This window comes from uncultured Exiguobacterium sp. (genome assembly GCF_964277885.1).
Classification (GTDB): Bacteria; Bacillota; Bacilli; order Exiguobacteriales; family Exiguobacteriaceae; genus Exiguobacterium_A.
The window spans coordinates 290,780-312,693 of record NZ_CAXYJR010000007.1; the positions used below are offsets into that span (position 1 = coordinate 290,780).

Consider the following 21,914-nt stretch of genomic DNA (forward strand, 5'->3'; position numbering starts at 1 on the left):
ACCTCTCGATACATCAAAAGATGTATTAATTAAATTGGTTAAACTCTTTACCCTGAGAGAAAAAGAATTTAAACCTATCTTTTATAATCATTGACCTCATCCCAAAAAGAGAAGGGAACGACGGACACATTTCCGTACGTTCCCTTCTCTATCGGTCACATTATTTCATTGTGAAGTGTAAAATATCCAGAAAGCGAGATGCAACACAGCTGCAAGCGGCACCAGCCATTGGAATTTCGCTTTCCGTGTCTTGTGCCGGACTGTGTACATACCGATCCAAGAACCTAGCGCACCACCGAGAAAAGCAATCGTCAATAGTGTCGCTTCCGGTGTCCGGTAAGCATGTTGTCGTGCTCGACGTTTATCCTGCCACATCGAGCCAAATCCGATGAGTGTCAGGATGATGTAATAACCTAAGATGATCCTCATGAAAACCGACTCCTTTTCTACCGTTCGGCACCACCGCCGCCGGAACTTCCGCCGCCACCACGACTGCCGCCGTTTCCACCACCACCGCGCATGATCGCGGAAAAGATGTTTAAAATCGCAAAGAAGAACATACCGCCGGTGAACTTCATATCGAGGAACAATAAGATCAGTAACCCTGCACCGATTAGAATCTTCGTCCACAGTGGAAGCCCACCATCATTTTGGGTTTTTGGAGGATCTTGTGACTCGAGCGATTGATCCTTTGAAATGACACTGACGACAGCTTTGTATGTTTCGATCGCCGCTTTTCCATACTCACCGTTCTCTTTATAAGGAACCGCGTATTGATCGAGAATACGCCCAGCCGTGATGTCCGTCAGAATACCTTCTAGTTTATAACCGACCTCGATCCGGAATTGCCGATTCTTTTCGTTCGGGGCTACGACGACGAGTACCCCATTGTCTTTTCCTTTTTGACCGATTCCTTGTCGCCGGAATGTTTCATTGGCGTAAGAACTTAAGTCCTGTCCCTTTAAATCTGGAACCGTCTTCAGCACGACTTGTGCCGTCGTGTACTGTTCCAGCTCCTGACCGAGTTGCGCGAGTTCGGCTTCTTCCGATGGGGTGAGCAACTGAGCATCATCTTGAATGAAAAAGGCTGCTCCCGTTCGTTCTGAAACGGCACTAGCTGTCGGAACGAAGAGGAAGAAGACGAGGAACGCGCTCAACAGAAGTCGCGTCCACCGCCGAATCATTTCGAATCACTGTTAAAGTCGACAGTCGGATTTTCTCGGTCGCTGTCTGAAATCTCGTAATACGGCTTTTTCTCGAACCCGAATGCAGAGGCATAGAGGGCTGTTGGGAAACTCCGACGTTTTTTGTTATAAAGCGTCACGGCATCGTTGTAATCCTTGCGGGCGATCCCAAGACGATTTTCTGTTCCTTCCAGCGTATCCATCAACGATTGGAATCGTTCGCTTGATTTTAGTTCCGGATAGGTGGTTTGCAAAGCAATCAATCCACGAAGCGAAGACGTGACTTGTTGATCGGCTTCAATCCGCTGTTCGGTTGAGGCGGCGCGCGCAAGACCAGCTTGAGCTTCAGCGACTTTTCCGTAGACTTTTTCTTCTTGACCTGCGACACCTTTGACGGTTTCGACAAGGTTCGGAATCAAATCCGCACGACGTTTGATCTGGTTATCGACTTGCGACCATTTATTCGATACATCTTCTTCTACATTGACGAGGCTATTGTATTGTCCGATTGCTAAAAAGGCAATCACGACGACGACAACGACTCCGATGATTAACGGGAGTTTTGATCGACTCCGACTTCTGCGTGCCATATGGCGTTCACTCCTTTAATTATGTCTCATCCCTATATACCCTTAACCGAGTGAATTAGTTTCAAAAAAATAAAAAACCGTCAGCTAAAATAGCTAACGGTTAGGAATTACATGTAGACGATGACAGCAAGAACGGCTGCTAAGACGAGACGATAGATCGCGAACGGAACGAGTTTGATCTTGTTGATCAGCTTCAGGAAGAAGCGAATCGATAAGAGGGCAAACACAAACGATGCGACGAATCCGACGGCATAGAAACCGAAGTCACTTGCTTGAATGTTATCCCAGTTCTTGACGAGCGAGAGGAAACTAGCACCGAACATGATTGGTACAGCCATGATGAACGTGAAGTCGGCTGCCGTCCGGTGATTCATCCCGAGGAAGACTCCACCGGAAATCGTTGAACCAGAACGGGAGAAGCCAGGCCAAAGGGAGATACATTGGAACAGACCGACGAGTGCTGCTTGACGATATGTAATCTGATCAAGCGATGTCGTTTTCGGTTCCTTTGGTCCGAGTTTGTCGGCTGCGATCATCAAGAGGGCACCGACCGCAAGACCGATGATGACCGTTTCGATCGAGAAGAGGTTCTCATCGATGAAGTCTTCGAATAGCAATCCGAGGACAGCAGCAGGTAATAGACCGATCAGGACGTGACGTAGTTTTAACTTGTGTGTCCCTGTCGCATCGTGTTCTCCTTCAATTTTATACAGACCGATCAAACTGAAGAGACGTTTCCAAAAGACGACGATGACCGCAAGAATTGATCCGAGTTGGATAACGACTTTAAAGGTGTTCGCTGAGTACTTACCGAGAAATTCCGTTGTTTGTAACCACATGTCATCAACGATGATCATATGACCCGTTGAAGAGACAGGCGCGAATTCTGTCATCCCTTCGACAAAACCGAGTAAAAGAGCTTTCAAGAGTTCAATGATATGCATGGTAATCTCCTTCTATAATGATGTGCTATGTAAAAACATATCATGTTTTATTCTTGTGAGATAGAACCAATCGGAATATCGGGCGCAGGTCTGAGGAAGCATGATCAATCCGATGCGTGAAGACGCACTTTACTAATAGAGAGCACAGGAGACGAAATGTTTAGGATGGCGACGCAAACTTCAATACGAAGTGTGTATGTAAGACAGCATTTTAAAGAGAATCCTACGCTGATCACACAAGGTCAAAACAACTTCAAATCGAATGATGATTTCGAATGGGAATAGATAAACGAGCAGTAGACGATTCGCCCCACTGCTCGTTGCCTCCGATTTCAACCTAAAGCGACGTCTAGAATCATCATGACCGTGAAACCGACCATCAAACCAAGTGTCGCTAAATCGGATCCGTTTTCTGCTTGTGATTCCGGAATCAATTCTTCAACGACGACGAAAATCATCGCACCAGCGGCGAACGATAATGCATACGGCAGAAGCGGTTGAACGAAGAAGACCGCGGCTGCACCGACCATCGCAGCAATCGGTTCGACGATTGCTGACAATTGACCGTAATGGAAGGCGCGCCGACGCGACATGCCTTCACCGCGTAGCGGAATCGATAGCGCGGCGCCTTCGGGCATGTTCTGAATGCCAATCCCGAGTGCGAGTGTTAAGGCACCGGCGACGGTCGCCCCGTCCATGTTCAAGGCGGCGGCACCGAAAGCGACACCAATCGCAAGACCTTCTGGAATGTTGTGCAACGTGATCGCAAGAAACAGCAGCGTCGTTTTCTTGAGTCCTGTCGAAGGACCTTCAGCCGTCTCGAGTGGAGCTGATAAGTGCAAATGCGGCGTGACGAAGTCGAGGAGACGAACGAAAAATCCGCCAGCGAGAAAACCGATGGCAGCAGGAATCCAAGCGATGCCACCATCCTGCTCCGTGAACTCGATTGCAGGAGCAAGCAACGACCAAAATGACGCGGCAATCATGACGCCGGCAGCGAAACCGAGCATCATGTTCATGACGCGTTTTTCAATCGTCGTAAAGACGAAGACAAGTGCCGCACCAAGTGCGGTTAACCCCCACGTCATCATTCCGGCAAGCAATGCTTGCACGACGACGGGGAGGGAAGTAAACCAATCTAACATGACTATTCCTTCTTTCCGGGCACGATTTGAAGCATCCATCTGTATGTGAGCTTACCCGTTTTCGATCCGGACGATTCGTGTGAAGGGAATTTCCACTACAACACGACCACGTAGAAAGAGAACGGAACGTTCGGGCTCTAGGCGTTCCACAAAACCAACGACCGTCACGTAGCTACTTTCCTTATAATACGTGATTTCAAGTTCGTTTCCTTCTATTAAAGCCTCTTGAAGCAGAAAGTGCCATGATTCTTGCAACTGTTCATCAATTTCAGGCAAGTCGAGCTGATGCATCTGGACATAGTATTCCCGCAACAATTGCAAATGTTCCGGCATGAGAAAAGGAATCCATTTTAAATTTCCCCGATCACGATACGCTGTCATGAAGATCACCTCCCGGATGACCGCCGACGAAACGAAGTCGTCGTTTGGCGACGCTCGTATCAAGAAACGAGACAGCGAGTCGGATCGTCCCTTTTCCGTAGCGAAGATTGACGACATCCATTGCTTTTAATAACCGTCGCCGTTTCCAGAGCCGCGCATTATCCTCGAACAAAGACAACTGTAAGGTACCTTGATCGGCAGTCAAATGTCCCACTGCGACGGATAAAAAACGAACAGGTTCTCCATCGAGCCAATTCGGTTCGAACAATTGTAAGACGTGACGCAAAATGATGCGTTCATCGGATGTCGGATAAGGCAATCGCACTTGACGAGAGAAGCCACTTCGGACGACGTTTCGGGAATAGCGGACACCGATGTGAACGGTCCAGCCGACTTGATTCGAAAAGCGACAACGTGCGGCAACATCCTGTACCAGTTCATTGAGCACATTTCGAATGCGTTCGAACTGATAATAGTCCTGCATCAAGGTCACACCGTGTCCGATCGTCCGTTGAGGGGCTTTCTCGAACAAATGACGAGGGGCAAGGAGCGTCGGTGACGCATCGAGCCCCCAAGCGTGATGCCACAGTTCGGCACCGATCACACCGAAGCGTTCGTGTAACTCTTCAACGGGGCGCATGGCAAGATCACCGATTGTTTCAATCCCCATCATCTGCAGATGTTGTTCCATACGGTGTCCGACTCCCCACATCTTTCGAATCGGAAAATCATGTAGACGTCGTGCGACATCAGCATATCCACATCGCGCGATGCCTTCTTTTTTCCCGATTAAATCAAGCGTCAGTTTTGCGATGACGTTATTTGGACCAATCCCGATCCGAACGTGGATGCCGGTCTGTTTCAGGATCGCTTCTTTAATTTTGAGAGCAGCTTGCAGGTCGGAACCAAATAGGCGATCGGTTCCGGTCATGTCAATGAAGCTTTCGTCAATCGAATAGACGCGGATGGCTTCAGGTGGTGCGAATTGGTGCAGAACATCCAGGACACGAATCGACGTTTTCATATAAGCAAGCATACGTGGTTCGACAAGTTGAATCGTACGACGAACAGCGTATGGCAATTGCTCGATTTCATACAGTCGACCGGCTGTCTTGATTCCAAGCGCTTTTAAGGCAGGGGTGGCAGCGAGAATGACGGACCCACTTCGTTTTAAATCGGAGACGACCGCAAGACGTGTCGTCAAGGGAGGGAGGTTGCGATACTGGCATTCACAGCTGGCGTAGAAGGAAACACTGTCGACGCAAAAAATACGTTTATCTTGTGGTAAAACGACGGAAGGAAACATCTGAATCACTCCTTTACATAAAAGAACGTATGTTCTTATTTTGATTTTCCTTGACTATAGCACGGTCTCAAAGTGTCTCAAAATAAAAACTGTTTAAAAAAAGGGGGAATTCAAGCGATTTACCCTTATAGAAAAGGAGTTTGATACACTAAGGGAGAGAAAAAAGGGGGAATCTCCATGAAAGAGATCGTTATCCGTTTACCAGAATTACCGAAGACGCTTCAGCCAGAGACGTTCGATCAAGTCGAAATCGATGACCCGTATCTGAAAGGAGCGCGTTATGAGAAAGAGTCGATGCCGAGTGAACTGACAGAACGCATCGATGCTTATCAAGTATGTTTTCAACATGTCTCGTTCGCGAATCTAACCTTTGACCGTGGTTCGTTCGAAGATATCCGTTTTGAGCAATGTGACTTAACGGGATGTCACTTCCAAGAAACTCGTTTTCACCGTGTGTCCTTCGTCGGATGCCGGATGACGGGTGTTCAGTTCGAGGATTGTACGCTGGATCATTTGACGATTCAGGAAGGACTTGCGGATTACGCACAGTTCATTCGCAGTACGGTCCGTCACCAACACTGGAGCGAAACGACGATGAAAGAAGCACAGTTCTTCGAAGTGAAACCGACCCAGTGGAAACTCGAAACGGTACGTTTTACCGATAGCCAATGGATTGAAACCCCGTTAAAAGGTCTCGATCTCCGGCAAACGGAACTCTCTGGTATCACGATCGATCCACGATTTTTATCGGGTGCTGTCATTACGGAAGAACAGGCAGTCGCGTTTGCTCGATTATTAGGGTTGGTCATTCCATAAAAAAAGTCTCTTTTCGATGGATTTCGAAAAGAGACTTTTGGTTTGTTCTTAAAATGACATCGTTTCGCCATCCTCTGGAATGAGGAAATGGGAAGAGAGATGGAAAGCAGTTAAAAAGTCAGCGATCATATCGCGTCGCAAGAGACAGTGGTTGACGGACTCGAGGTGCGAGACGATGATTGTCGCTTCCGCCGCCGCTTCGTGTACCGCAAGGAGATCACGCTGTGACATCGTGATCGGTTCTCCAGTCAAGAACTGGGCGGCGCCACTGTTGACGACGATGATATCGGGTGTATGTTGTTCGATTGCATGCGCGACCTCGTCGCACCAGATCGTATCACCTGCGATATAAAGTGTTGGTTCGTCCGGATGGGTGAGGACGAGCCCAGACACACGTCCCATCCGTTCGCCGATTTCACCGACACCATGCTGTCCACCTGTTCGATGGATTTGGATATCACCGATCGTTACACCGGAATCGAAGGAAGAAACGTTCGTGAAGCCGGCTTCTCGGATTTGTTGCGCGTCTTCTTCTTGCTGCGTATAGAGTGGCAAATGCTTGGGTAGAAGTTGTTTTGCAGCATCGTCGAAATGATCGGCATGCAGGTGCGTGACGAAGATGGCGTCAGGATCAAGCAGGGTTTTGACATCGACCGGTAAGTCGACGAGTGGATTGGCGACGGCATTCGGTGTTTGACCGAAGGGAGGTAAGCTGCCTTTTTCGCCAAGGAACGGATCAATCAGTAAGACTTGATTGGCATACGTGACAACGAGTGTTGCATTACGAATTTGTTGAATATCCATTAGGTTCATCCTCTCTCAATGACTCGGATTGACTATTCCCTGTCTGGCATTCAATGAATCCTATCGTAAGCGTTTCTCCATCGCCATGACGTCGACATATTCGCCGTTCAACTGTCCTTGCTCCTTAAACGTTCCGACGATCCGGAACCCGGAGCGGATATAGAGTTTTTGTCCAATTTTATTGAATGGGAAGGTAAAGAGGATCAGCTTATGCATCTGATGATCACGGGCATGTTGTTCAATCGTTTCGAGCAAACGTGTGCCAATCCCTTGTCCACGATGTGTCCGAGTGATATAAACCGAAATCTCACCGACGGATGCGTAGACAGGACGCGGATTATACGGATCGAGGGAAATGAAGCCGAGGACACCTGTATCATCTTCAGCGACATATCCGGCATATCGATCGGTGCGTTCCGCATACCACTGGGTCATGAAGGATAAGTCCTTTTGGTCGGTCTCAAGCGTTGCGATCCGATCTTCGATGCCTTCATTGTAGATGGCGAGAATCGCTGGTAAGTCGTGTTCCGTTACGGGACGAATATGCATGACGCTCACTTCCTCATCGCTTTTCCTTCATTATATCGGTTACGTGTCAATGTAGTGATATGTTTGTGCGATAAGAAAAGCGCTGATTTCCTTCATATGAAGGAAAACAGCGCTTATATCGATCTTAAGAGACCGTTGACGTCTCGTTTTCATAAATCGGAACCCAGCCGTCTGTCGTGACGAAGATCCGAACAGCAACGACTTTACGATCGTCTTGAAGCGTAAAGTAGTGGCGTGTGTTAACAGGAACGGAAATCAAATCACCAGGATTGAGTTCGATATTGTAGTAGCCGACCTCTTCGTCTTTGATCGCGAAGACGCCATGACCGCTGACGATGAAACGAACTTCATCATCCGTATGGTGATGTTCTTTCTGGAAGTTGACGAGCAACTCATCCAGGTTCGGTGTCGTATCCGAAAGTGAGATGATATCAGCTGTCTGATACCCACGACGTTCTGATACGTCTTTGATTTCTGGAGCGAACGTATCGAGAATCGTTTGTTTGTCCGCATCCGTCAGTGTGAAGTTCTCAACGAGAGGCGCTGGAAGTTTCGAAACGTCCCACTGTTCGTAAAGAACGCCGCGTGACGCAAGGAAGTCAGCGACTTCCGTTTGATCCGTATACCGTGTGTTTGTTTCTTGGAATAAGACTGTTGCCATGAGATGATTCCTCCTTTTAATGAATGGATTGACGGCATGATTGCAACGTCAACGTGTAATTGAATAAAAACTCGAAGGCTTCGAGGTGTTTCTTTGCTTCAAAGGCGGTCGGTGCCCAGACCGTGATCCCGTGATTGCGGATCAGGACGGCACCACTATCCGCTGTGACATGAGGTGCAAAAGCAGCGGCAAGCGTCGGGATGTCCGCATGATTCGGAATGATCGGTACCGTGACCATCGCATCCTCTTCCCAGTGTCCGAGTGCCTTGATGATTTCTTGACCAGAAAAGGTGATACTGCCTTGATCGCCATAGAGTTCCGAAATCACATTGTTTGCAATCGTATGGACATGCAGGGAACAACCGGCGTCCGTTCGATTGAACACCTCGACATGGAGCAATGTCTCAGCGGAAGGACGCCCGGATTGCTCACCGATCAATTGACCGGTCGCATCGACATGAACGAAGTCGTCAGGAGTCGTCTGCCGTTTATCTTTTCCGCTTGCCGTCACAAGGAATTCAACCGGGACACCGGACGTCCGAATGGCGAGATTGCCACTCGTACCAGGGAACCAATCGCGCGCCGCAAGCTCTTGTTTGATGGCGCGTAGCTCTTCATACCGTCGCATGAATGTCATGTTGTCACCTCCGCTCGTGTTAAATCATGAACGATATCGTGGAACGTCTCAAACGGTGTATAGGCGATATCGTTCTCTTCACACAACGTGATCAGATAATCACGGGCATAGACACGATCCGCTTGTTTTGCGAGTTCGAAGTCCGTCACCGAGTCGCCGATGACGATGATGACGTCACCGTCTTTACGTAGTGTCCGAGCAACGGACGTTTTACAACAGCCGCATCCGTTCGTGCAATGGGCATCGCAGACGTTTGGCCAATCGATATGGACGAATGGACCACTGAAATCAGCAACGTTACAGTAAATCTGTTCTTGTTCAAGGAATGGCGCTAAGATCGGTTCGACGAAAAAGTCCATTCCACCGCTGACGATCGAAAAATCGATGCCTTGACGACGACTGTACTGCAGTAACTCCGAAAATCCGTCGCGAATGACCGCACGCTCCAACAAAAAGTCAAGATAGGCTGTTTTTCCGTCAGACGGCAGAAGTGCGAACATTTGCCCGACACCACTCTGAATCGATAACGTCCGGTCGAGTACGCCGCGTTTCAACGGTTCGAAGTCACGCGCTGGCGCAAATGCCTGCATGAGCGCGATGATATTATCCTGTGTCGTCACCGTACCGTCGAAGTCACAAAGAATCCGTACGGTCATGACTTGATCCCCCAAGCGTCGAGGGCAATCTGTAATTCTTCATGACGAGAGGCTGCCGCCGATAGGGATTCAGTTGCGAGTGCTGCATCGAGTGCCTGACGGAAAGCGATGACACCAGCCGCAGCACCTTGCGGATGACCATGTACGCCGCCACCGGCGTTGATGACGGAATCGATGCCGAAGTCCCGTACGAGTTGAGCGACGAGTCCAGGATGAATACCGGCTGAAGGAACCGGGAAGATCGATTTCGTCTGACCGAGACGAGTCGCTTCGACTGCGATGCCACGGGCGACATCCTTTGGCAAAGCGACATTGCCGTAAGGAGACGGGAATAGCGTCAAGTCTGCTCCAGCAGCACGCGGTAATGTGCCGAGTAAAACAGGGGCCGCGACTCCGTGATTCGGGCTAGCAATCAACGCACCGCTATATGCTGGATGATTGAAGATCGGAACGTTGATTTCCGGATCACTCGCCAGTTCGCGTAAGACGTCGAGTCCGTATGTGAAGGTATTCAGCAAGAAAGCAGTCGCTCCAGCGTCAATCAATCGTTTGGCTTGATCCTTGAGCGTAAAGACGGGACCGCTGAGTGTGATCGCATATAACGCACGTTTACCAGTCCGGTGGAAGTGAGCATCGATGACCTCACGTCCGATTCGTGCCCGGTCAATCGTCGGTGTTAACGGATTGTCGTATAGGATCTCATCGTCTTTGACGAGATCAATCCCACCAGCGAGTTGTCCTTCGAGTTGATCACGAAGAAACGATAAATCGCGTCCGATGATTCCTTTGAAGATGCTCATTAACAATGGGCGATCTTCGACACCAATCAAGGAACGGACCCCTTCAATCCCGAATTTCGCACCTGGAAAGTCCGACGTAAATGTATCGGGTAGTAGCAATTCCGTTAATTTGATTTCACCGTCGAGTGAGAGTTTCCCGAAGACGGTCGTCAGAATCGCAGAAAAGTCGCGCGACACGTTATGTTCCGGATAACGAATCGTGATATATCCTTTGCCATCGCGCTCTTCGGTATGTACGACTTCCCCTTTGAACGAGGCGAGTTGTTGTTGTTCGAGATGATTCAGTTCCGTCCAAGAACCGACTGTCAGACCAAGCGCGAGTTGTTCAGCGCGCTGCTCGAGTCGATCACGGGCAGTCAATTGATAAGTAGCAGTGATATAAGCCATGTCTTTCCTCCTTCAACAAAAAAATGGTCTCTCGTCAGCGACAAGAGACCATGAATGATTCGAACGTGGACTCTTATCTGTCAGCTTAGTAGCTGCAAGAATTAGCACCGTGCCAAAAGGTCGGTTGCTGCGACATCGTAGGGCTTGTCCCTCCGTCTGCTCTTGATAAGAATTGGATGAAATTGTGAAATCTAATTGCAATTTTTACATGGGAATCGTCACTTGTCAAACTATTTTTAGAAAATTTATTTTTTTGAAAATACTCTTTCTATAGATGACTTAAAAATGATGTCCGTTTCTGCTTGATTTCGATTTGACAGCGAGGAAGTCGATTGCGTAAGATTCAAATCAATATCACACACGACAACTACATACGACTCTTATCGCGAGTTGGCAGAGGGAATTGGCCCGATGACGCCGCAGCAACCGACCACTAGGCACGGTGCTACATCCAACAGACGTTTCGTCTGAGAGATAAGAGGACGCAGTGACTTTCCTGCGCCTCTTTTCGATGACGAAAAGAGGCGCTTTTTCGTGTATCACATAGGGGGAAACTGAGATGACATACAAAGCATTTACAGAACAGGACGCGATTGATCGTGTTCGAACATTAGGACTGATCGGCGACGGAGCCGTCGAAGCAGAAGAGATTGGCGACGGCAACCTCAACCTCGTGTTTCGGATTCGAGAAGGTGAACATCGATTGATTCTAAAACAAGCACTCCCGTATGCAAAAGTCGTCGGTGAGAGCTGGCCGTTATCGCTCGAACGGGCGTGGATCGAGCAATCCGCACTCCGTGAATTCGCACGGCATGCCGTACCGTTCGTGCCACGTGTTTTTCATGCCAGTCATGAAGAGGCGTATACGGTCATGGAAGATCTTTCACATCTGACGATCGTTCGAAGCGGTTTACTTGCAGGTGAACAGTATCCGTTGCTTGCGGAACATATCGGTTCTTATCTCGCTCGGACGTTATTCCATACATCGGACTTTGCACTTGGTCCGGTTGAAAAGAAACGTGTCGCCCGAACGTACTACAATCCAGACTTGTGCGACATTACGGAAAAATTAATCTTCACGGATCCGTTCCATGACGCGGAGACGAACGAGATTGAAGCCGGACTCGAAGGAGAGGTGGCACGTCTATGGGCAGACGATGAGTTGAAACGCGAAGTCGCAAAACTCGAAGCGCTCTTTATCACGAAAGGCGACGCCTTATTGCATGGCGATTTACATACAGGCAGCATCTTCGCCTCGGCGACGGAAACGAAAGTCATCGATCCAGAATTCGCCTTTTATGGTCCATTCGGATTCGATGTCGGGCAGTTCATTGCGCATCTATTCTTCGCGGCATATCCAGATTACCCGGCACTCCGTGATGCCCGAATCAAGGACATCGATACGTTCTGGCTGACGTTCGCTTCAACGTTCCGTGCCTTATGGGAACGGGAAGCCGTCGAACCGTTCCAGGCATCAGGACTCGTCGATGATGTACTGAGTACGATCTTGCAGGATGCCCTTGGCTTTGCCGGTTGCGAATTGATTCGGCGGACGATCGGTCTTGCACCGGTCGCTGATTTAGAATCAATCAATTCAACGACGGAACGCTTAGAGCGGAAACGTCACGCCCTCCGTCTAGGAGCAGCGTTAATCAAACGCCGTACAGAATGCCGGACATTCGATGATTTAAGAAACTTTGATGTAACGGAGGAACTTAGCCGATGAGTACATTCGTTCAAAGTATCCGTTACGAAGACCGTGTCTTGACGATTCTCGATCAGACACGTCTACCGCAGGAAGAACACTATGAAGTCATTACCGATCTCGCACAAGCAGTCGAGGCGATCAAACAACTGCGCGTTCGGGGTGCACCTGCGATCAGCTTATTTGGGGGATTCGTGCTTGTTCAGGAAGCGTACCGGTTTGAAGCAGAACTACCGATCTACAAGCAAGCCTTGCTTGAGACATCGGCGACGTTACTCGCGACACGACCGACGGCCGTCAACTTGCGAAATGTCCTTGATCAACTGAATCCAATCATTCGAGACGGGACGTCGGTAGAAGAGATTCGCGAACGGCTCGAGCAGCGGACGATTGCCTTATATGATCAAGATGCTCAGACGTCACGTCAAATCGGGATTCATGCGTTGGAATTGTTCCAGTCAGGCAACCGGATCCTCACGATTTGTAATGCTGGATCGATTGCGACCGCTGCTTATGGAACGGCACTCGCGCCGTTTTATATTGCAAAAGAGCGTGGTATCGAATTGTCTGTTTTTGCAAGTGAGACGCGTCCGTTACTGCAGGGGGCACGACTGACGACCTGGGAACTGCAACGTGCCGGTATCGATGTCACATTGATCACAGACAACATGGTCGCCCATACGCTGAAGGAAAAACAGATCGACGCGATCATCGTTGGTGCCGACCGGATTACACGAAACGGAGATACAGCGAACAAGATCGGAACGTTCCAATTGGCATTGCTCGCGCAAGCCTTCGGTATTCCGTTTTACGTCGCAGCACCACTCTCGACATTTGACTTCTCGCTCGTTTCCGGTGAAGCGATTGAAATCGAAGAGCGTGATCCGCTGGAAGTGACGGCAATCCAAGGTGTCGCGACAGCACCAACGGGAGTCGCTGTCTTCAATCCGGCGTTTGATGTCACACCACACACATTGATTACGGGCATCATCACAGAACTTGGTGTCATCACGCAACCGAATGAAGAAACGATCGAACAATTAACAGGGCTTCACCCCCTCGGATAAGGAGATATGTCATGAAAAAACTAGCTTATGCTGTCCTGGCACCAGCCTTTTTGCTGGCGGCTTGTGCGAATGGAGAAGCCACGACGACGAAGGTCGTCAAGGATGTACCAAAAGGGGTTCAGTCAGACGTCAAGATCGCCGTCATCCGCAACCTAGCATCGGACGACCATACGAAACAATTCCTTGATGGCGCACGAAGTGAAGGCGAAGCGCTCGGCTTTAAAGTCAGCACGTTCATCTCGGAAGGTAACGACGTCAAGTTCAAGGAGCTTGTCGCACAAGCGATTCAACAAGATTATGATGGGCTCATCATCTCGCACGGTAAGGAAGACTACGCCTATGACATGATCAAACCGGCGGTCGATAAAGGACTGAAGGTCGTGACGTTCGATACGGTCACGAAGAAAAAAGGAACGGCGTTAAAAGGTGTGACGGAAACATTCCAAAACGATCATCAACTCGCGAAGCTATCGCTCGATGAAGTGACGAAGGTGACGGACAAAAAACCGGTCCGTGTCATCAAACTGTGGTTCGGACCAGGTTTTGCCCCACTCGATCGTCGTCAAGAAATCTATAAGACGTACGAAGCAGACGGCAAAATCAAAACGCTTGAGACGGTTGGACCGACAAACTTCCAAGATGTCCAAGGGGATATCGCGACGAAGATGAATGCGATTCTCGCGAAGTATCCGAAAGGAAGCATTGATGCGGTTTGGGGAGCTTGGGACGAAGTCGCAAAAGGGGCTTATAAATCGCTCAAGGATAATAAACGTCAAGAAATCCCGCTGATCTCGATCGATGTCTCGAATCAGGATATCAACCTGATGCGTGAAAAGGACAGCAACTGGGTCTCGACGAGTGCAGTTGATCCATTCTTAATTGGACAGACAGATATGCGATTACTTGCCAAGAAAATCGCTGGCGAGAAGACACCGGATAGTTTTGATCTCGACGCGAAACTCGTGGAGCAGAAGGCGTTGAAGCAGGATACGACGATGTACAATCTCGATACGATCATCAAAGGATGGAGTACATCGGAAAAATTCAATGAACCGTGGATGGACCGGTTGCGTGACGTCCATAAAAAACAATGACGTCTACCAATCATCACTTGAAGATGACTCGGATTTCACTGGCGTTTCCAGGAGTGCAAGCCTTAAAACAGGTCTCGTTTGAAGTGAAATCCGGTGAAATCCACGCGCTTGTCGGTGCGAATGGTGCCGGTAAGTCGACGTTGATGAAAGTTTTATCCGGAGCGGAAACGGCGGATGAAGGAACGATCCGCCTAGACGGGAAAGAGTTGTCCATCACATCACCGCGTGATGCGAAACAGATTGGGATCGATCTCGTCCAACAAGAGGTCGATGTGGCGCTTGTTCCGTATTTGACGGTCGCTGAGAATATTTGCCTCGATCTGTTGACGGACGGAACGATGACCGGGTTCGTATCGCAACGCCGTTACATACAGCGTGCCAAGGAGGCGTTAGCGACGTTACAGGCGGATATTTCCGTTAAGACACGTGTAAAGGAGTTGCGGCTTGCTGAAAAGCAACTCGTGTTGATTGCCCGCGCCCTCGTCCAGGAACGTCGTTTTTTGATTTTGGATGAACCGACGGCACCGCTCAGTCAGGCGGAAACGAGCCATCTCTTTTCAGTCGTGCGTCGTTTAGCCGAACGAGGACTTGGGATTATCTTCATCTCGCATCGCCTCCAGGAACTATATGAGATTTGCGATTCCATCTCGATCATGCGCGACGGTCAACTCATCTCGCGACATGCCCTGACGGACATCGCGAAAGAAGCTGTCGTTGAGCAGATGCTCGGACGTCAGCTTACGACTGTCGCCAAAACGTCAAGAGCAAACGCGACAAATGTACTGACGGTCAAGAGTGCGACGAATGCGGACGTCCGCGATATCACCTTGACGGTTCAAGCAGGGGAAGTCGTTGGGATCGCAGGACTTGTCGGTGCCGGTAAAACTGAGTTGTGTAAAGCGTTGTTCGGCGATCGTCCGTTTCAAGAAGGGGAGGTTCAGATAGGTGGAGTGACGCGTCGTCTTCGCAATCCACAAGCGGCGATTCAAGCGGGAATCGGTCTCGTTCCGGAAGAACGGCGAAAAGAAGGAATTCTTGTTGCCGATTCTGTCGCAGAAAACCTGACAGCAGCGGCAGCTCATGATTTCGTCAACCGCTGGGGGCTGATGGATCGTCGCAAAGAAGCCGATCAGGCATCGCAATGGGTCAAGGAGCTGGGCATTAAAGTGACAGACGTGAAACAGGAAGTAGGTCAACTATCCGGTGGGAATCAACAAAAAGTCGCCATCGGAAAATGGTTACTGACCGATGTTTCTGTACTCGTCTTGGACGAACCGACAAAAGGTGTCGACGTCGGAGCCAAACAAGATATCTATCGTCTGATTGACGGACTCGCGCAACAACAAAAAGGGATTCTTTACGCGACGAGTGAGTGGGATGAACTTTTGACCGTCACGGACCGAATCTACGTCATGTTCGATGGACGAATCGTTCATGAAACGAAGACGGCGGACACATCAGAAGAAACCTTGTTGTGGTATGCGACAGGAGGAGGGCAACGATGAATGAGGTAGTATCAAAACAAACGAACCGAGGGAAGGGTTTACGTCCTGTCCTCGGATTCTTGAACGACTGGGGGATCGTCCTCGCGATCCTTGCCCTCGTCCTGTTTTTTGCGACGACGGCTCCAACGTTTCTACAAGGGACGAATTTGATCAATATTTTACGAAGTATCTCAATCGTGACGATCATCGCGATCGGCTTGACCGTTTCTTTGACGGTCAATGGATTTGATTTATCGGTCGGATCGACCGCGACGCTTGCGAGTTCTTTCGTCGTCTCGTTCTTCGTCTGGTACAGTCTACCGCTCGGTGTCTCGATTGGTTTAGCACTTCTCTTATCTCTTAGCGTTGCTCTGGTGAACATCTTACTCATCGTCTGGTTTAAGATTCCGGATTTGTTTGCGACGCTTGCGACGATGTTCATCGTCGAAGGTGTCGCGATGACGTATACCGGTGGCGGTTCAATCAGTGCCGGAATGCCGCGCCTAGACGGTACACCAACAGTCGGCACGATTCCAGAGGCATTCGCGAAAATCAGCCAGGCGCCTTGGATCATCGTCATCATGCTTGTCGTCGTCGCTGTGACACATGTCTTTTTAAGCCATACGCGACACGGTCGTTTTCTCTATATCATCGGTGGGAATCCGGAAGCCGCACGCCTGACAGGAATTCGTGTCAACCGCTACCGGGCACTCGCGTATCTGATTGCTGGGTTACTTGCGGCAATCGGTGGAATTTTACTTGCGTCACAAGTCGGCTCGTCACAAATCAATGCCGGTTCCGGTTATCTGATGCCAGCGGTCGCAGCCGCCTTCATTGGCTCGTCGTTCGCGGGACAAGGGAAGCCGAATGCGCTTGGCACACTCGTTGGGGCTTGTCTCGTCGGGATTCTTGAAAATGGTCTCGTCATGCTGTCTGTTCCATACTACTCGTTGAATATCATCAAAGGCCTCGTCCTTGCGGTCGCACTCGCGACGACTTATGCGCGGTATCGAAAAAAATAATTAAAATTCGACGTTTCGTTTATAACATATTCGGTAATATTCAATATATGAAAGGATGGTGATGCACATGAATGATTACCAATGTAGAGGGAACGATCGCATGTCGCTTCTGAAAGAAGAGGATCACCGGACTTGACGAACGTTGTCCATTGACACGGATGTATTCGTGTTTTACGTGCAACTGCACGGTTCAAGAACGGATCACGGCATGTGTTCGTTCCTGAAACAAATAAGGGGGAAACGCTACGGCGTTCCCCCTTTTTCATGTGCTAGAAACTGCTCGTATTTCTTTAAAAGCGTAGCGGAATATGAGATGATATAAAAAGTCAGAAAATTCAACTACTACGAGAGCAAGGGGCCTGACAATGCGAACATACACTAAGGAGATTCAAGCGATTATCGATAACGTAGAGAAAGTCATCATCGGTAAGGAAGATGTCATCACACAATCATTGGCAGCATTACTAGCGGGCGGTCACGTCCTATTAGAAGACGTACCGGGAGTCGGGAAGACGATGCTCGTCCGTGCGTTTAGCCGATCGATCGGGTTGACCTTCAAACGTGTTCAGTTCACGCCAGACCTACTTCCATCAGATTTGACGGGTGTATCGATGTATAATCAGAAAACGAGCCAATTCGAATATAGACCAGGTCCTTTAATGGGAAACATCGTCTTAGCCGATGAGATTAACCGAACGTCACCAAAAACTCAATCTGCCTTACTCGAGGGAATGGCGGAAGCGAACGTCACTGTCGATGGTGAGATTCATACGCTTCCGAATCCCTTTTTCGTCATGGCGACACAAAACCCGATTGAACACGAAGGAACGTATCCGTTACCAGAAGCACAACTCGACCGTTTCCTCGTCAAAGTCAAAATGGGTTATCCTGATTTCCACCAAGAAATGAAGCTGCTGACACGTTTCGAACGGGATGAACCAATTGAAACGCTCGAATCGGTGATTGGTCGCGAGCAACTGCTCCAGATGAAAGAAGAAGTCAAGAACGTCCATGTATCACAGCCCGTCAAAAAATATATCGTCCATCTCGTCCAAGCGACCCGGACGAACGGTTCACTTTATCTCGGCGCGAGTCCCCGTTCTTCGATTGCCTTGATGAAAGTCGCGCAAGCGTGGGCATACATGGAAGGGCGCAGTTTCGTCTTACCAGATGATGTCAAACATCTCTTGATTCCGGTCCTATCACACCGCTTGATTTTGACAGCGGACGCGCGTTATCACGGTCAATCGTCTGAACGGATTTTAGAACAGATTAAAAAAGAGGTTGCTGTACCAATCCAACAAGACGTGGAGTCCCTATGACGAAGTGGCAAATTGGTTGGCGTTACGCTGTATTACTTTTGACGACGGCTGCCTTATGGGGATACGCACGCGTTGATGGCGGAAATGTCGCTTCCTTGCTGTTTTATGTCATGGCTGGTTTGACCGTCTACTGGACGCTCTTTCTGATTTGGCCCGTCACGCAGGCACTGGCGACGCGCGAAGTCTCAAATAAGATGCTCGTTGCCGGAACGGATATCCCGGTTTCCCTCCGGGTGCGCCGGCGTTTTCCGTTTCTGGTCGGAGCCGTCGAGGTGACGGAGGCGATTCCAAACGAACTCAGCGAAGAAAAACTCGATATTAGTCGTCCGCTCCGTGCCCACTACCGGAAGACAGAGCAAATCGACTACACGATTCCATCGATTCGTCGAGGGGTCTATCAGATTCCTGGCTGTATTGTTGAAATTACGGATCCATTCGGTCTGTTCAAGCGGAAACGGATGTTTCCGGTCGAGACGTATCTTGCAATCGAACCGGCACGTCTTGCCGTTCAACTTCCGCATGAGGAGGATCGCGGCGATGGAGGAATCTCCCCTGTGTCGCTTGATCTTCGTCAGTCGTCCTTTACTGTCGTCGGGGTCCGAGAATACGTCAGTGGTGACCGGATGAATCAGATCGACTGGAAAGCGACGGCAAAACGTCAAGGCTTAATGACGAAGACGTTCGAGCGAGAGCAAGAACGAGAGACGACGATCGTCTTTGATGAGGGTACGGAAGCGGGTGAAGCTTTCGAACGCGTCATCTCGATGCTCGCAGAAGCGACGGATCAGCTAAATAAAAGACGGATGAGCTACCGCATTCACCTCGTCGGACATGCTGTTCAATCGTTATCGTTACCACTCGAGGGTGCGAAACTGACGCATTACTTGATGACGGCGCAACCGAGTCGGACGCGGACGTTCATCGAGTCATGGGAGTACTCGTCAAAAGCGCTTCGATTGAGCGGGAACGTCCTTTTCATTACACCGGATCTTGAATCGAACAATGAACTATGGATCTCTAAGATTAATCAAGAAGCCACCGTTCATGTCTATACACCAGAACGGAGGGGAGTGCGATGATGCGACGCTTACTTTGGAACGCTATCGCGGCAGCCGTTCTGACTTGTTTCATGCCACCACTTCTTGAACTGACGACGTTCGAACATCTTTGGTCCTTCTTACCGATGCTGTTTCTGCCGTTGCTGTTGTCGCATCTATCGCGGCGTTACTTTTTACTCGGAAGTCTCGGTGGATTACTGCTGTCGTTTTATTTGATTTTGACACCAGGTTCCGCACCATGGGGCATTTTTACGGAAATTAGCTCAGATGTTCAAAGTGTCATCAACGGTGAACTACCGGGACGACCCGCCTTTGCACTATCGATCGGATTGATTAGTTTCTTGATCGCCTATCTGGCACGCCGGACATTCCCGAATCGCGGATTCGTCTTCGGACTTGCCTTCGGAGTGATCGGATTCATCGCCTATTGTGATACATGGACGGATTACTCGGGAGAGACGTTCATTCTCTATCCAATCATTTTATCCTTGTTATTGCTCTATGCGACGGAAGTCAACGAACGACCACGCGCTTCTTACGTTCGTCCGCTGAGTGCCTTATTCATCATGGGTGCCGTCATCGTCGCTGCTGTCCAAAGTCCTGTCATCAATGCGACATGGCAAGACAGTTGGTACGATTTGACGTCCGGTTTAGAAGGGGAAGGAGAGCCGTCGAATGCGATTCAAAAGGTCGGCTACGGTAACAATGACGAGCAACTCGGTGGACCGTTTCAGATGGACGACCGAGAAGTCTTCCAAGTCGAGAGTGAAGGGAATCGCTACTGGCGAGTCGAAACGAAGGATGTCTATACTGGAAAAGGTTGGGTTTTGTCGGAGTCAAACCCTGAAATCGATGGACGTGGTTTCTTCTCGCATTTCGGAAAAGAGGTCAAGACACGAAATGAGACGGCAACGTTTGAGATGGCACGTGAATTGCCATTCGTTCCATATAATGGTGATAATGTTCGGTTGACGGTCGACCAACAACGACAAAATGTATTGGTTGATCCCGACAATCAAAAAATTTCGTATCTCGACGATGCGGAGCAACAACGCAACTATCAAATTGAATATGCCTATCCACTCTTCACAGAAGAACAGTTACAGACAGATGAACCGCTTAATCTATCAGTGGCTGACACACGTCGGTACCTGCAGCTACCAGATGGACTACCACAACGTGTCCGTGATTTAGCGAATCAAATCGTTGAAGGTGAAAAAACACCATGGGACAAAGCACGAGCGATTGAAAACTATTTCGAAGAAGAAAACTTTGAATACAATACGGAAGAAGTAGCTGTACCGAAAGAAAACCAGGATTACGTTGATCAGTTCCTGTTCGAGACGAAACTCGGGTATTGTGATAACTTCTCGACGTCAGCCGCTGTGTTACTTCGGGCAGCTGGATTACCCGCACGCTGGGTAAAAGGGTTCACGGGAGGTGAGTCCGATGTCATCGGCTCCGCCGTGACGAGTTATACGGTACGAAATAAAAATGCCCACTCGTGGGTCGAAGTCTACATCGAAGGACCCGGCTGGGTACCGCTTGAGCCGACTGTTAGCTTCGACGGAGCAGGACAGTATACGATTGACCGAGAAACGAACAACGAGACGGAACAAACGAATCCACAACGCGAAACAGAAAATAATACAGAGACGACGACACCAAATCGTCCGCAGGAAAATCTTCTCGACGAAGAACAGACGACTAGCGCCGGACAGACGGAGCAGAAGTCAATTCCGTTTTGGCCAATCCTTGTGACGGCACTCGCTCTCTTGTTCCTCTACCTGTTCCGAAAACCAGTCATTCGAACGCTTGCGATTCTCTTCTTCCGGAGACAAATCGAGCGACCAGAAGGATTCCGGCGGATGTACCGGTACCTCTTGCGACGTCTTGATAAAAAAGGATTCCATTATCAAGATGGTCGGACGCTTGCGGAACTCGCTCACGAAGTCGATGGGTACTACGAGACGTTCGCGATGCGACCGTTGACGGATGCTTACGAACGGATGGTCTATGGCGGAGAATCATTATCTGCCGAGAAAAAACGTGAATATTTCGAAAATATCATTCGTCATGTAGAGGGTTGATATTTTCGAAACGATACAGGTACAATGGGAACAACGTAAATCACACACATGCAATCTCCTTTGTATATACTCGCGAATATGGCGCGAGAGTCTCTACCGGGTCACCTTAAACGACCTGACTATGAAGGAGCAGACCCTTCGTATACATTTTTTTTGTGAAGCGGCCTGCTCTTTTTCCATTTTATCCATGGGCGAAGAGTGGGCTTTTTTCA

Annotated in this window: 22 protein-coding genes and 3 riboswitches; of the genes, 9 read left to right on the forward strand and 13 right to left on the reverse strand. The window is 49.3% G+C overall.

All coding sequences use genetic code 11. The features are described from left to right. Positions 1-165: 165 nt before the first annotated feature. The 7 genes from ACHWTJ_RS15470 to ACHWTJ_RS15500 all read right to left on the reverse strand — a co-directional run bounded on the left by ACHWTJ_RS15470 (position 166) and on the right by ACHWTJ_RS15500 (position 5,550). The gene (locus ACHWTJ_RS15470) at positions 166-429 is read right to left on the reverse strand and encodes a DUF1294 domain-containing protein (RefSeq protein WP_394679990.1); all 264 of its coding nucleotides are present in this window, start codon (positions 427-429) and stop codon (positions 166-168) included. A gap of 17 nt (positions 430-446) precedes the next feature. Then, positions 447-1,184, reverse strand: coding sequence for a YgcG family protein (locus tag ACHWTJ_RS15475; protein ID WP_294748729.1), 738 nt, complete (start codon positions 1,182-1,184; stop codon positions 447-449). Further along, positions 1,181-1,774: a LemA family protein gene (locus ACHWTJ_RS15480; RefSeq protein ID WP_029340715.1), complete on the reverse strand. Its 594-nt coding sequence runs from the start codon at positions 1,772-1,774 to the stop codon at positions 1,181-1,183. Before ACHWTJ_RS15480 ends, ACHWTJ_RS15475 begins: the two co-directional genes overlap by 4 nt. Positions 1,775-1,881: 107 nt before the next feature. Then, positions 1,882-2,718 carry an undecaprenyl-diphosphate phosphatase gene (locus ACHWTJ_RS15485; RefSeq protein ID WP_294748732.1) on the reverse strand — a complete coding sequence of 279 codons (837 nt, stop codon included), beginning with the start codon at positions 2,716-2,718 and terminating at the stop codon, positions 1,882-1,884. A 332-nt stretch (positions 2,719-3,050) separates the two neighbouring features. Then, entirely contained in the window at positions 3,051-3,863 is an 813-nt protein-coding gene (locus ACHWTJ_RS15490; RefSeq protein WP_023467025.1) for a ZIP family metal transporter, read from the reverse strand. A gap of 51 nt (positions 3,864-3,914) precedes the next feature. After that, positions 3,915-4,244: a YolD-like family protein gene (locus ACHWTJ_RS15495; protein ID WP_294739122.1), complete on the reverse strand. Its 330-nt coding sequence runs from the start codon at positions 4,242-4,244 to the stop codon at positions 3,915-3,917. Further along, positions 4,228-5,550 (reverse strand): DNA polymerase, encoded by a 1,323-nt coding sequence (locus ACHWTJ_RS15500; RefSeq protein WP_047391492.1) that lies wholly within the window; start codon positions 5,548-5,550, stop codon positions 4,228-4,230. Before ACHWTJ_RS15500 ends, ACHWTJ_RS15495 begins: the two co-directional genes overlap by 17 nt. A gap of 177 nt (positions 5,551-5,727) precedes the next feature. Between ACHWTJ_RS15500 and ACHWTJ_RS15505 the strand changes: the two genes are divergently transcribed. Next, positions 5,728-6,366 carry a pentapeptide repeat-containing protein gene (locus tag ACHWTJ_RS15505; protein WP_294748737.1) on the forward strand — a complete coding sequence of 213 codons (639 nt, stop codon included), beginning with the start codon at positions 5,728-5,730 and terminating at the stop codon, positions 6,364-6,366. Positions 6,367-6,414: 48 nt separating this feature from the next. Here ACHWTJ_RS15505 and ACHWTJ_RS15510 read toward each other — a convergent pair whose 3' ends face one another. The 6 genes from ACHWTJ_RS15510 to ACHWTJ_RS15535 form a co-directional block, all read right to left on the reverse strand. Then, positions 6,415-7,170 carry an MBL fold metallo-hydrolase gene (locus ACHWTJ_RS15510; protein WP_294748739.1) on the reverse strand — a complete coding sequence of 252 codons (756 nt, stop codon included), beginning with the start codon at positions 7,168-7,170 and terminating at the stop codon, positions 6,415-6,417. A 60-nt stretch (positions 7,171-7,230) separates the two neighbouring features. Continuing rightward, the gene (locus ACHWTJ_RS15515) at positions 7,231-7,719 is read right to left on the reverse strand and encodes an arsinothricin resistance N-acetyltransferase ArsN1 family A (RefSeq protein WP_064300625.1); all 489 of its coding nucleotides are present in this window, start codon (positions 7,717-7,719) and stop codon (positions 7,231-7,233) included. A 124-nt stretch (positions 7,720-7,843) separates the two neighbouring features. Beyond that, positions 7,844-8,380, reverse strand: a complete 537-nt coding sequence (locus tag ACHWTJ_RS15520; RefSeq protein ID WP_023467032.1) for an acireductone dioxygenase — start codon at positions 8,378-8,380, stop codon at positions 7,844-7,846. A 16-nt stretch (positions 8,381-8,396) separates the two neighbouring features. Continuing rightward, positions 8,397-9,017 carry a methylthioribulose 1-phosphate dehydratase gene (locus ACHWTJ_RS15525; RefSeq protein ID WP_294748742.1) on the reverse strand — a complete coding sequence of 207 codons (621 nt, stop codon included), beginning with the start codon at positions 9,015-9,017 and terminating at the stop codon, positions 8,397-8,399. Then, positions 9,014-9,673 carry a 2-hydroxy-3-keto-5-methylthiopentenyl-1-phosphate phosphatase gene (locus ACHWTJ_RS15530; RefSeq protein WP_294748744.1) on the reverse strand — a complete coding sequence of 220 codons (660 nt, stop codon included), beginning with the start codon at positions 9,671-9,673 and terminating at the stop codon, positions 9,014-9,016. Before ACHWTJ_RS15530 ends, ACHWTJ_RS15525 begins: the two co-directional genes overlap by 4 nt. Beyond that, a complete protein-coding gene (locus ACHWTJ_RS15535) occupies positions 9,670-10,860 on the reverse strand; it encodes a 2,3-diketo-5-methylthiopentyl-1-phosphate enolase (protein ID WP_294748746.1) in 1,191 nt (396 codons plus the stop codon). The genes ACHWTJ_RS15530 and ACHWTJ_RS15535 overlap by 4 nt, the downstream gene beginning before the upstream one ends. Positions 10,861-10,930: 70 nt before the next feature. After that, a riboswitch (SAM riboswitch) is annotated at positions 10,931-11,032 on the reverse strand. Between the two features lie 205 nt (positions 11,033-11,237). Further along, positions 11,238-11,341, forward strand: a riboswitch (SAM riboswitch). A 78-nt stretch (positions 11,342-11,419) separates the two neighbouring features. On the opposite strand from ACHWTJ_RS15535, the gene mtnK reads away from it, so the two are divergent. From mtnK to ACHWTJ_RS15575, 8 genes are all read left to right on the forward strand, one after another. Next, on the forward strand, positions 11,420-12,586 hold the full coding sequence (gene mtnK / locus ACHWTJ_RS15540) for an S-methyl-5-thioribose kinase (protein WP_294748749.1): 1,167 nt from the start codon (positions 11,420-11,422) through the stop codon (positions 12,584-12,586). Continuing rightward, positions 12,583-13,632 (forward strand): S-methyl-5-thioribose-1-phosphate isomerase, encoded by a 1,050-nt coding sequence (mtnA, locus tag ACHWTJ_RS15545; protein ID WP_294748751.1) that lies wholly within the window; start codon positions 12,583-12,585, stop codon positions 13,630-13,632. The genes mtnK and mtnA overlap by 4 nt, the downstream gene beginning before the upstream one ends. A gap of 11 nt (positions 13,633-13,643) precedes the next feature. After that, positions 13,644-14,726 carry a sugar ABC transporter substrate-binding protein gene (locus ACHWTJ_RS15550; RefSeq protein ID WP_394679991.1) on the forward strand — a complete coding sequence of 361 codons (1,083 nt, stop codon included), beginning with the start codon at positions 13,644-13,646 and terminating at the stop codon, positions 14,724-14,726. Then, the gene (locus tag ACHWTJ_RS15555) at positions 14,723-16,231 is read left to right on the forward strand and encodes a sugar ABC transporter ATP-binding protein (protein ID WP_294739092.1); all 1,509 of its coding nucleotides are present in this window, start codon (positions 14,723-14,725) and stop codon (positions 16,229-16,231) included. The genes ACHWTJ_RS15550 and ACHWTJ_RS15555 overlap by 4 nt, the downstream gene beginning before the upstream one ends. After that, the gene (locus tag ACHWTJ_RS15560) at positions 16,228-17,232 is read left to right on the forward strand and encodes an ABC transporter permease (protein ID WP_055970220.1); all 1,005 of its coding nucleotides are present in this window, start codon (positions 16,228-16,230) and stop codon (positions 17,230-17,232) included. Before ACHWTJ_RS15555 ends, ACHWTJ_RS15560 begins: the two co-directional genes overlap by 4 nt. 365 nt (positions 17,233-17,597) lie before the next feature. After that, positions 17,598-18,554: a MoxR family ATPase gene (locus ACHWTJ_RS15565; protein ID WP_294739087.1), complete on the forward strand. Its 957-nt coding sequence runs from the start codon at positions 17,598-17,600 to the stop codon at positions 18,552-18,554. After that, positions 18,551-19,633, forward strand: a complete 1,083-nt coding sequence (locus ACHWTJ_RS15570; RefSeq protein WP_394679992.1) for a DUF58 domain-containing protein — start codon at positions 18,551-18,553, stop codon at positions 19,631-19,633. Before ACHWTJ_RS15565 ends, ACHWTJ_RS15570 begins: the two co-directional genes overlap by 4 nt. Next, complete coding sequence (locus tag ACHWTJ_RS15575; RefSeq protein WP_394679993.1) at positions 19,630-21,702, forward strand: transglutaminaseTgpA domain-containing protein; 2,073 nt, start codon at positions 19,630-19,632, stop codon at positions 21,700-21,702. The genes ACHWTJ_RS15570 and ACHWTJ_RS15575 overlap by 4 nt, the downstream gene beginning before the upstream one ends. 40 nt (positions 21,703-21,742) lie before the next feature. Beyond that, positions 21,743-21,844, forward strand: a riboswitch (purine riboswitch). The last annotated feature ends 70 nt before the right edge of the window (positions 21,845-21,914 follow it).

Coding starts and splice junctions, on each gene's coding strand:
- ACHWTJ_RS15470 (WP_394679990.1), bottom strand. CDS start 429: ATGAGGATCATCTTAGGTTATTACATCATCCTGACACTCATCGGATTT.
- ACHWTJ_RS15525 (WP_294748742.1), bottom strand. CDS start 9,017: ATGACATTCATGCGACGGTATGAAGAGCTACGCGCCATCAAACAAGAG.
- ACHWTJ_RS15550 (WP_394679991.1), top strand. CDS start 13,644: ATGAAAAAACTAGCTTATGCTGTCCTGGCACCAGCCTTTTTGCTGGCG.
- ACHWTJ_RS15490 (WP_023467025.1), bottom strand. CDS start 3,863: ATGTTAGATTGGTTTACTTCCCTCCCCGTCGTCGTGCAAGCATTGCTT.
- ACHWTJ_RS15555 (WP_294739092.1), top strand. CDS start 14,723: ATGACGTCTACCAATCATCACTTGAAGATGACTCGGATTTCACTGGCG.
- ACHWTJ_RS15505 (WP_294748737.1), top strand. CDS start 5,728: ATGAAAGAGATCGTTATCCGTTTACCAGAATTACCGAAGACGCTTCAG.
- ACHWTJ_RS15500 (WP_047391492.1), bottom strand. CDS start 5,550: ATGTTTCCTTCCGTCGTTTTACCACAAGATAAACGTATTTTTTGCGTC.
- ACHWTJ_RS15475 (WP_294748729.1), bottom strand. CDS start 1,184: ATGATTCGGCGGTGGACGCGACTTCTGTTGAGCGCGTTCCTCGTCTTC.
- mtnA (WP_294748751.1), top strand. CDS start 12,583: ATGAGTACATTCGTTCAAAGTATCCGTTACGAAGACCGTGTCTTGACG.
- ACHWTJ_RS15575 (WP_394679993.1), top strand. CDS start 19,630: ATGATGCGACGCTTACTTTGGAACGCTATCGCGGCAGCCGTTCTGACT.
- ACHWTJ_RS15485 (WP_294748732.1), bottom strand. CDS start 2,718: ATGCATATCATTGAACTCTTGAAAGCTCTTTTACTCGGTTTTGTCGAA.
- ACHWTJ_RS15570 (WP_394679992.1), top strand. CDS start 18,551: ATGACGAAGTGGCAAATTGGTTGGCGTTACGCTGTATTACTTTTGACG.
- ACHWTJ_RS15535 (WP_294748746.1), bottom strand. CDS start 10,860: ATGGCTTATATCACTGCTACTTATCAATTGACTGCCCGTGATCGACTC.
- ACHWTJ_RS15495 (WP_294739122.1), bottom strand. CDS start 4,244: ATGACAGCGTATCGTGATCGGGGAAATTTAAAATGGATTCCTTTTCTC.
- mtnK (WP_294748749.1), top strand. CDS start 11,420: ATGACATACAAAGCATTTACAGAACAGGACGCGATTGATCGTGTTCGA.
- ACHWTJ_RS15560 (WP_055970220.1), top strand. CDS start 16,228: ATGAATGAGGTAGTATCAAAACAAACGAACCGAGGGAAGGGTTTACGT.
- ACHWTJ_RS15530 (WP_294748744.1), bottom strand. CDS start 9,673: ATGACCGTACGGATTCTTTGTGACTTCGACGGTACGGTGACGACACAG.
- ACHWTJ_RS15480 (WP_029340715.1), bottom strand. CDS start 1,774: ATGGCACGCAGAAGTCGGAGTCGATCAAAACTCCCGTTAATCATCGGA.
- ACHWTJ_RS15510 (WP_294748739.1), bottom strand. CDS start 7,170: ATGGATATTCAACAAATTCGTAATGCAACACTCGTTGTCACGTATGCC.
- ACHWTJ_RS15515 (WP_064300625.1), bottom strand. CDS start 7,719: ATGCATATTCGTCCCGTAACGGAACACGACTTACCAGCGATTCTCGCC.
- ACHWTJ_RS15520 (WP_023467032.1), bottom strand. CDS start 8,380: ATGGCAACAGTCTTATTCCAAGAAACAAACACACGGTATACGGATCAA.
- ACHWTJ_RS15565 (WP_294739087.1), top strand. CDS start 17,598: ATGCGAACATACACTAAGGAGATTCAAGCGATTATCGATAACGTAGAG.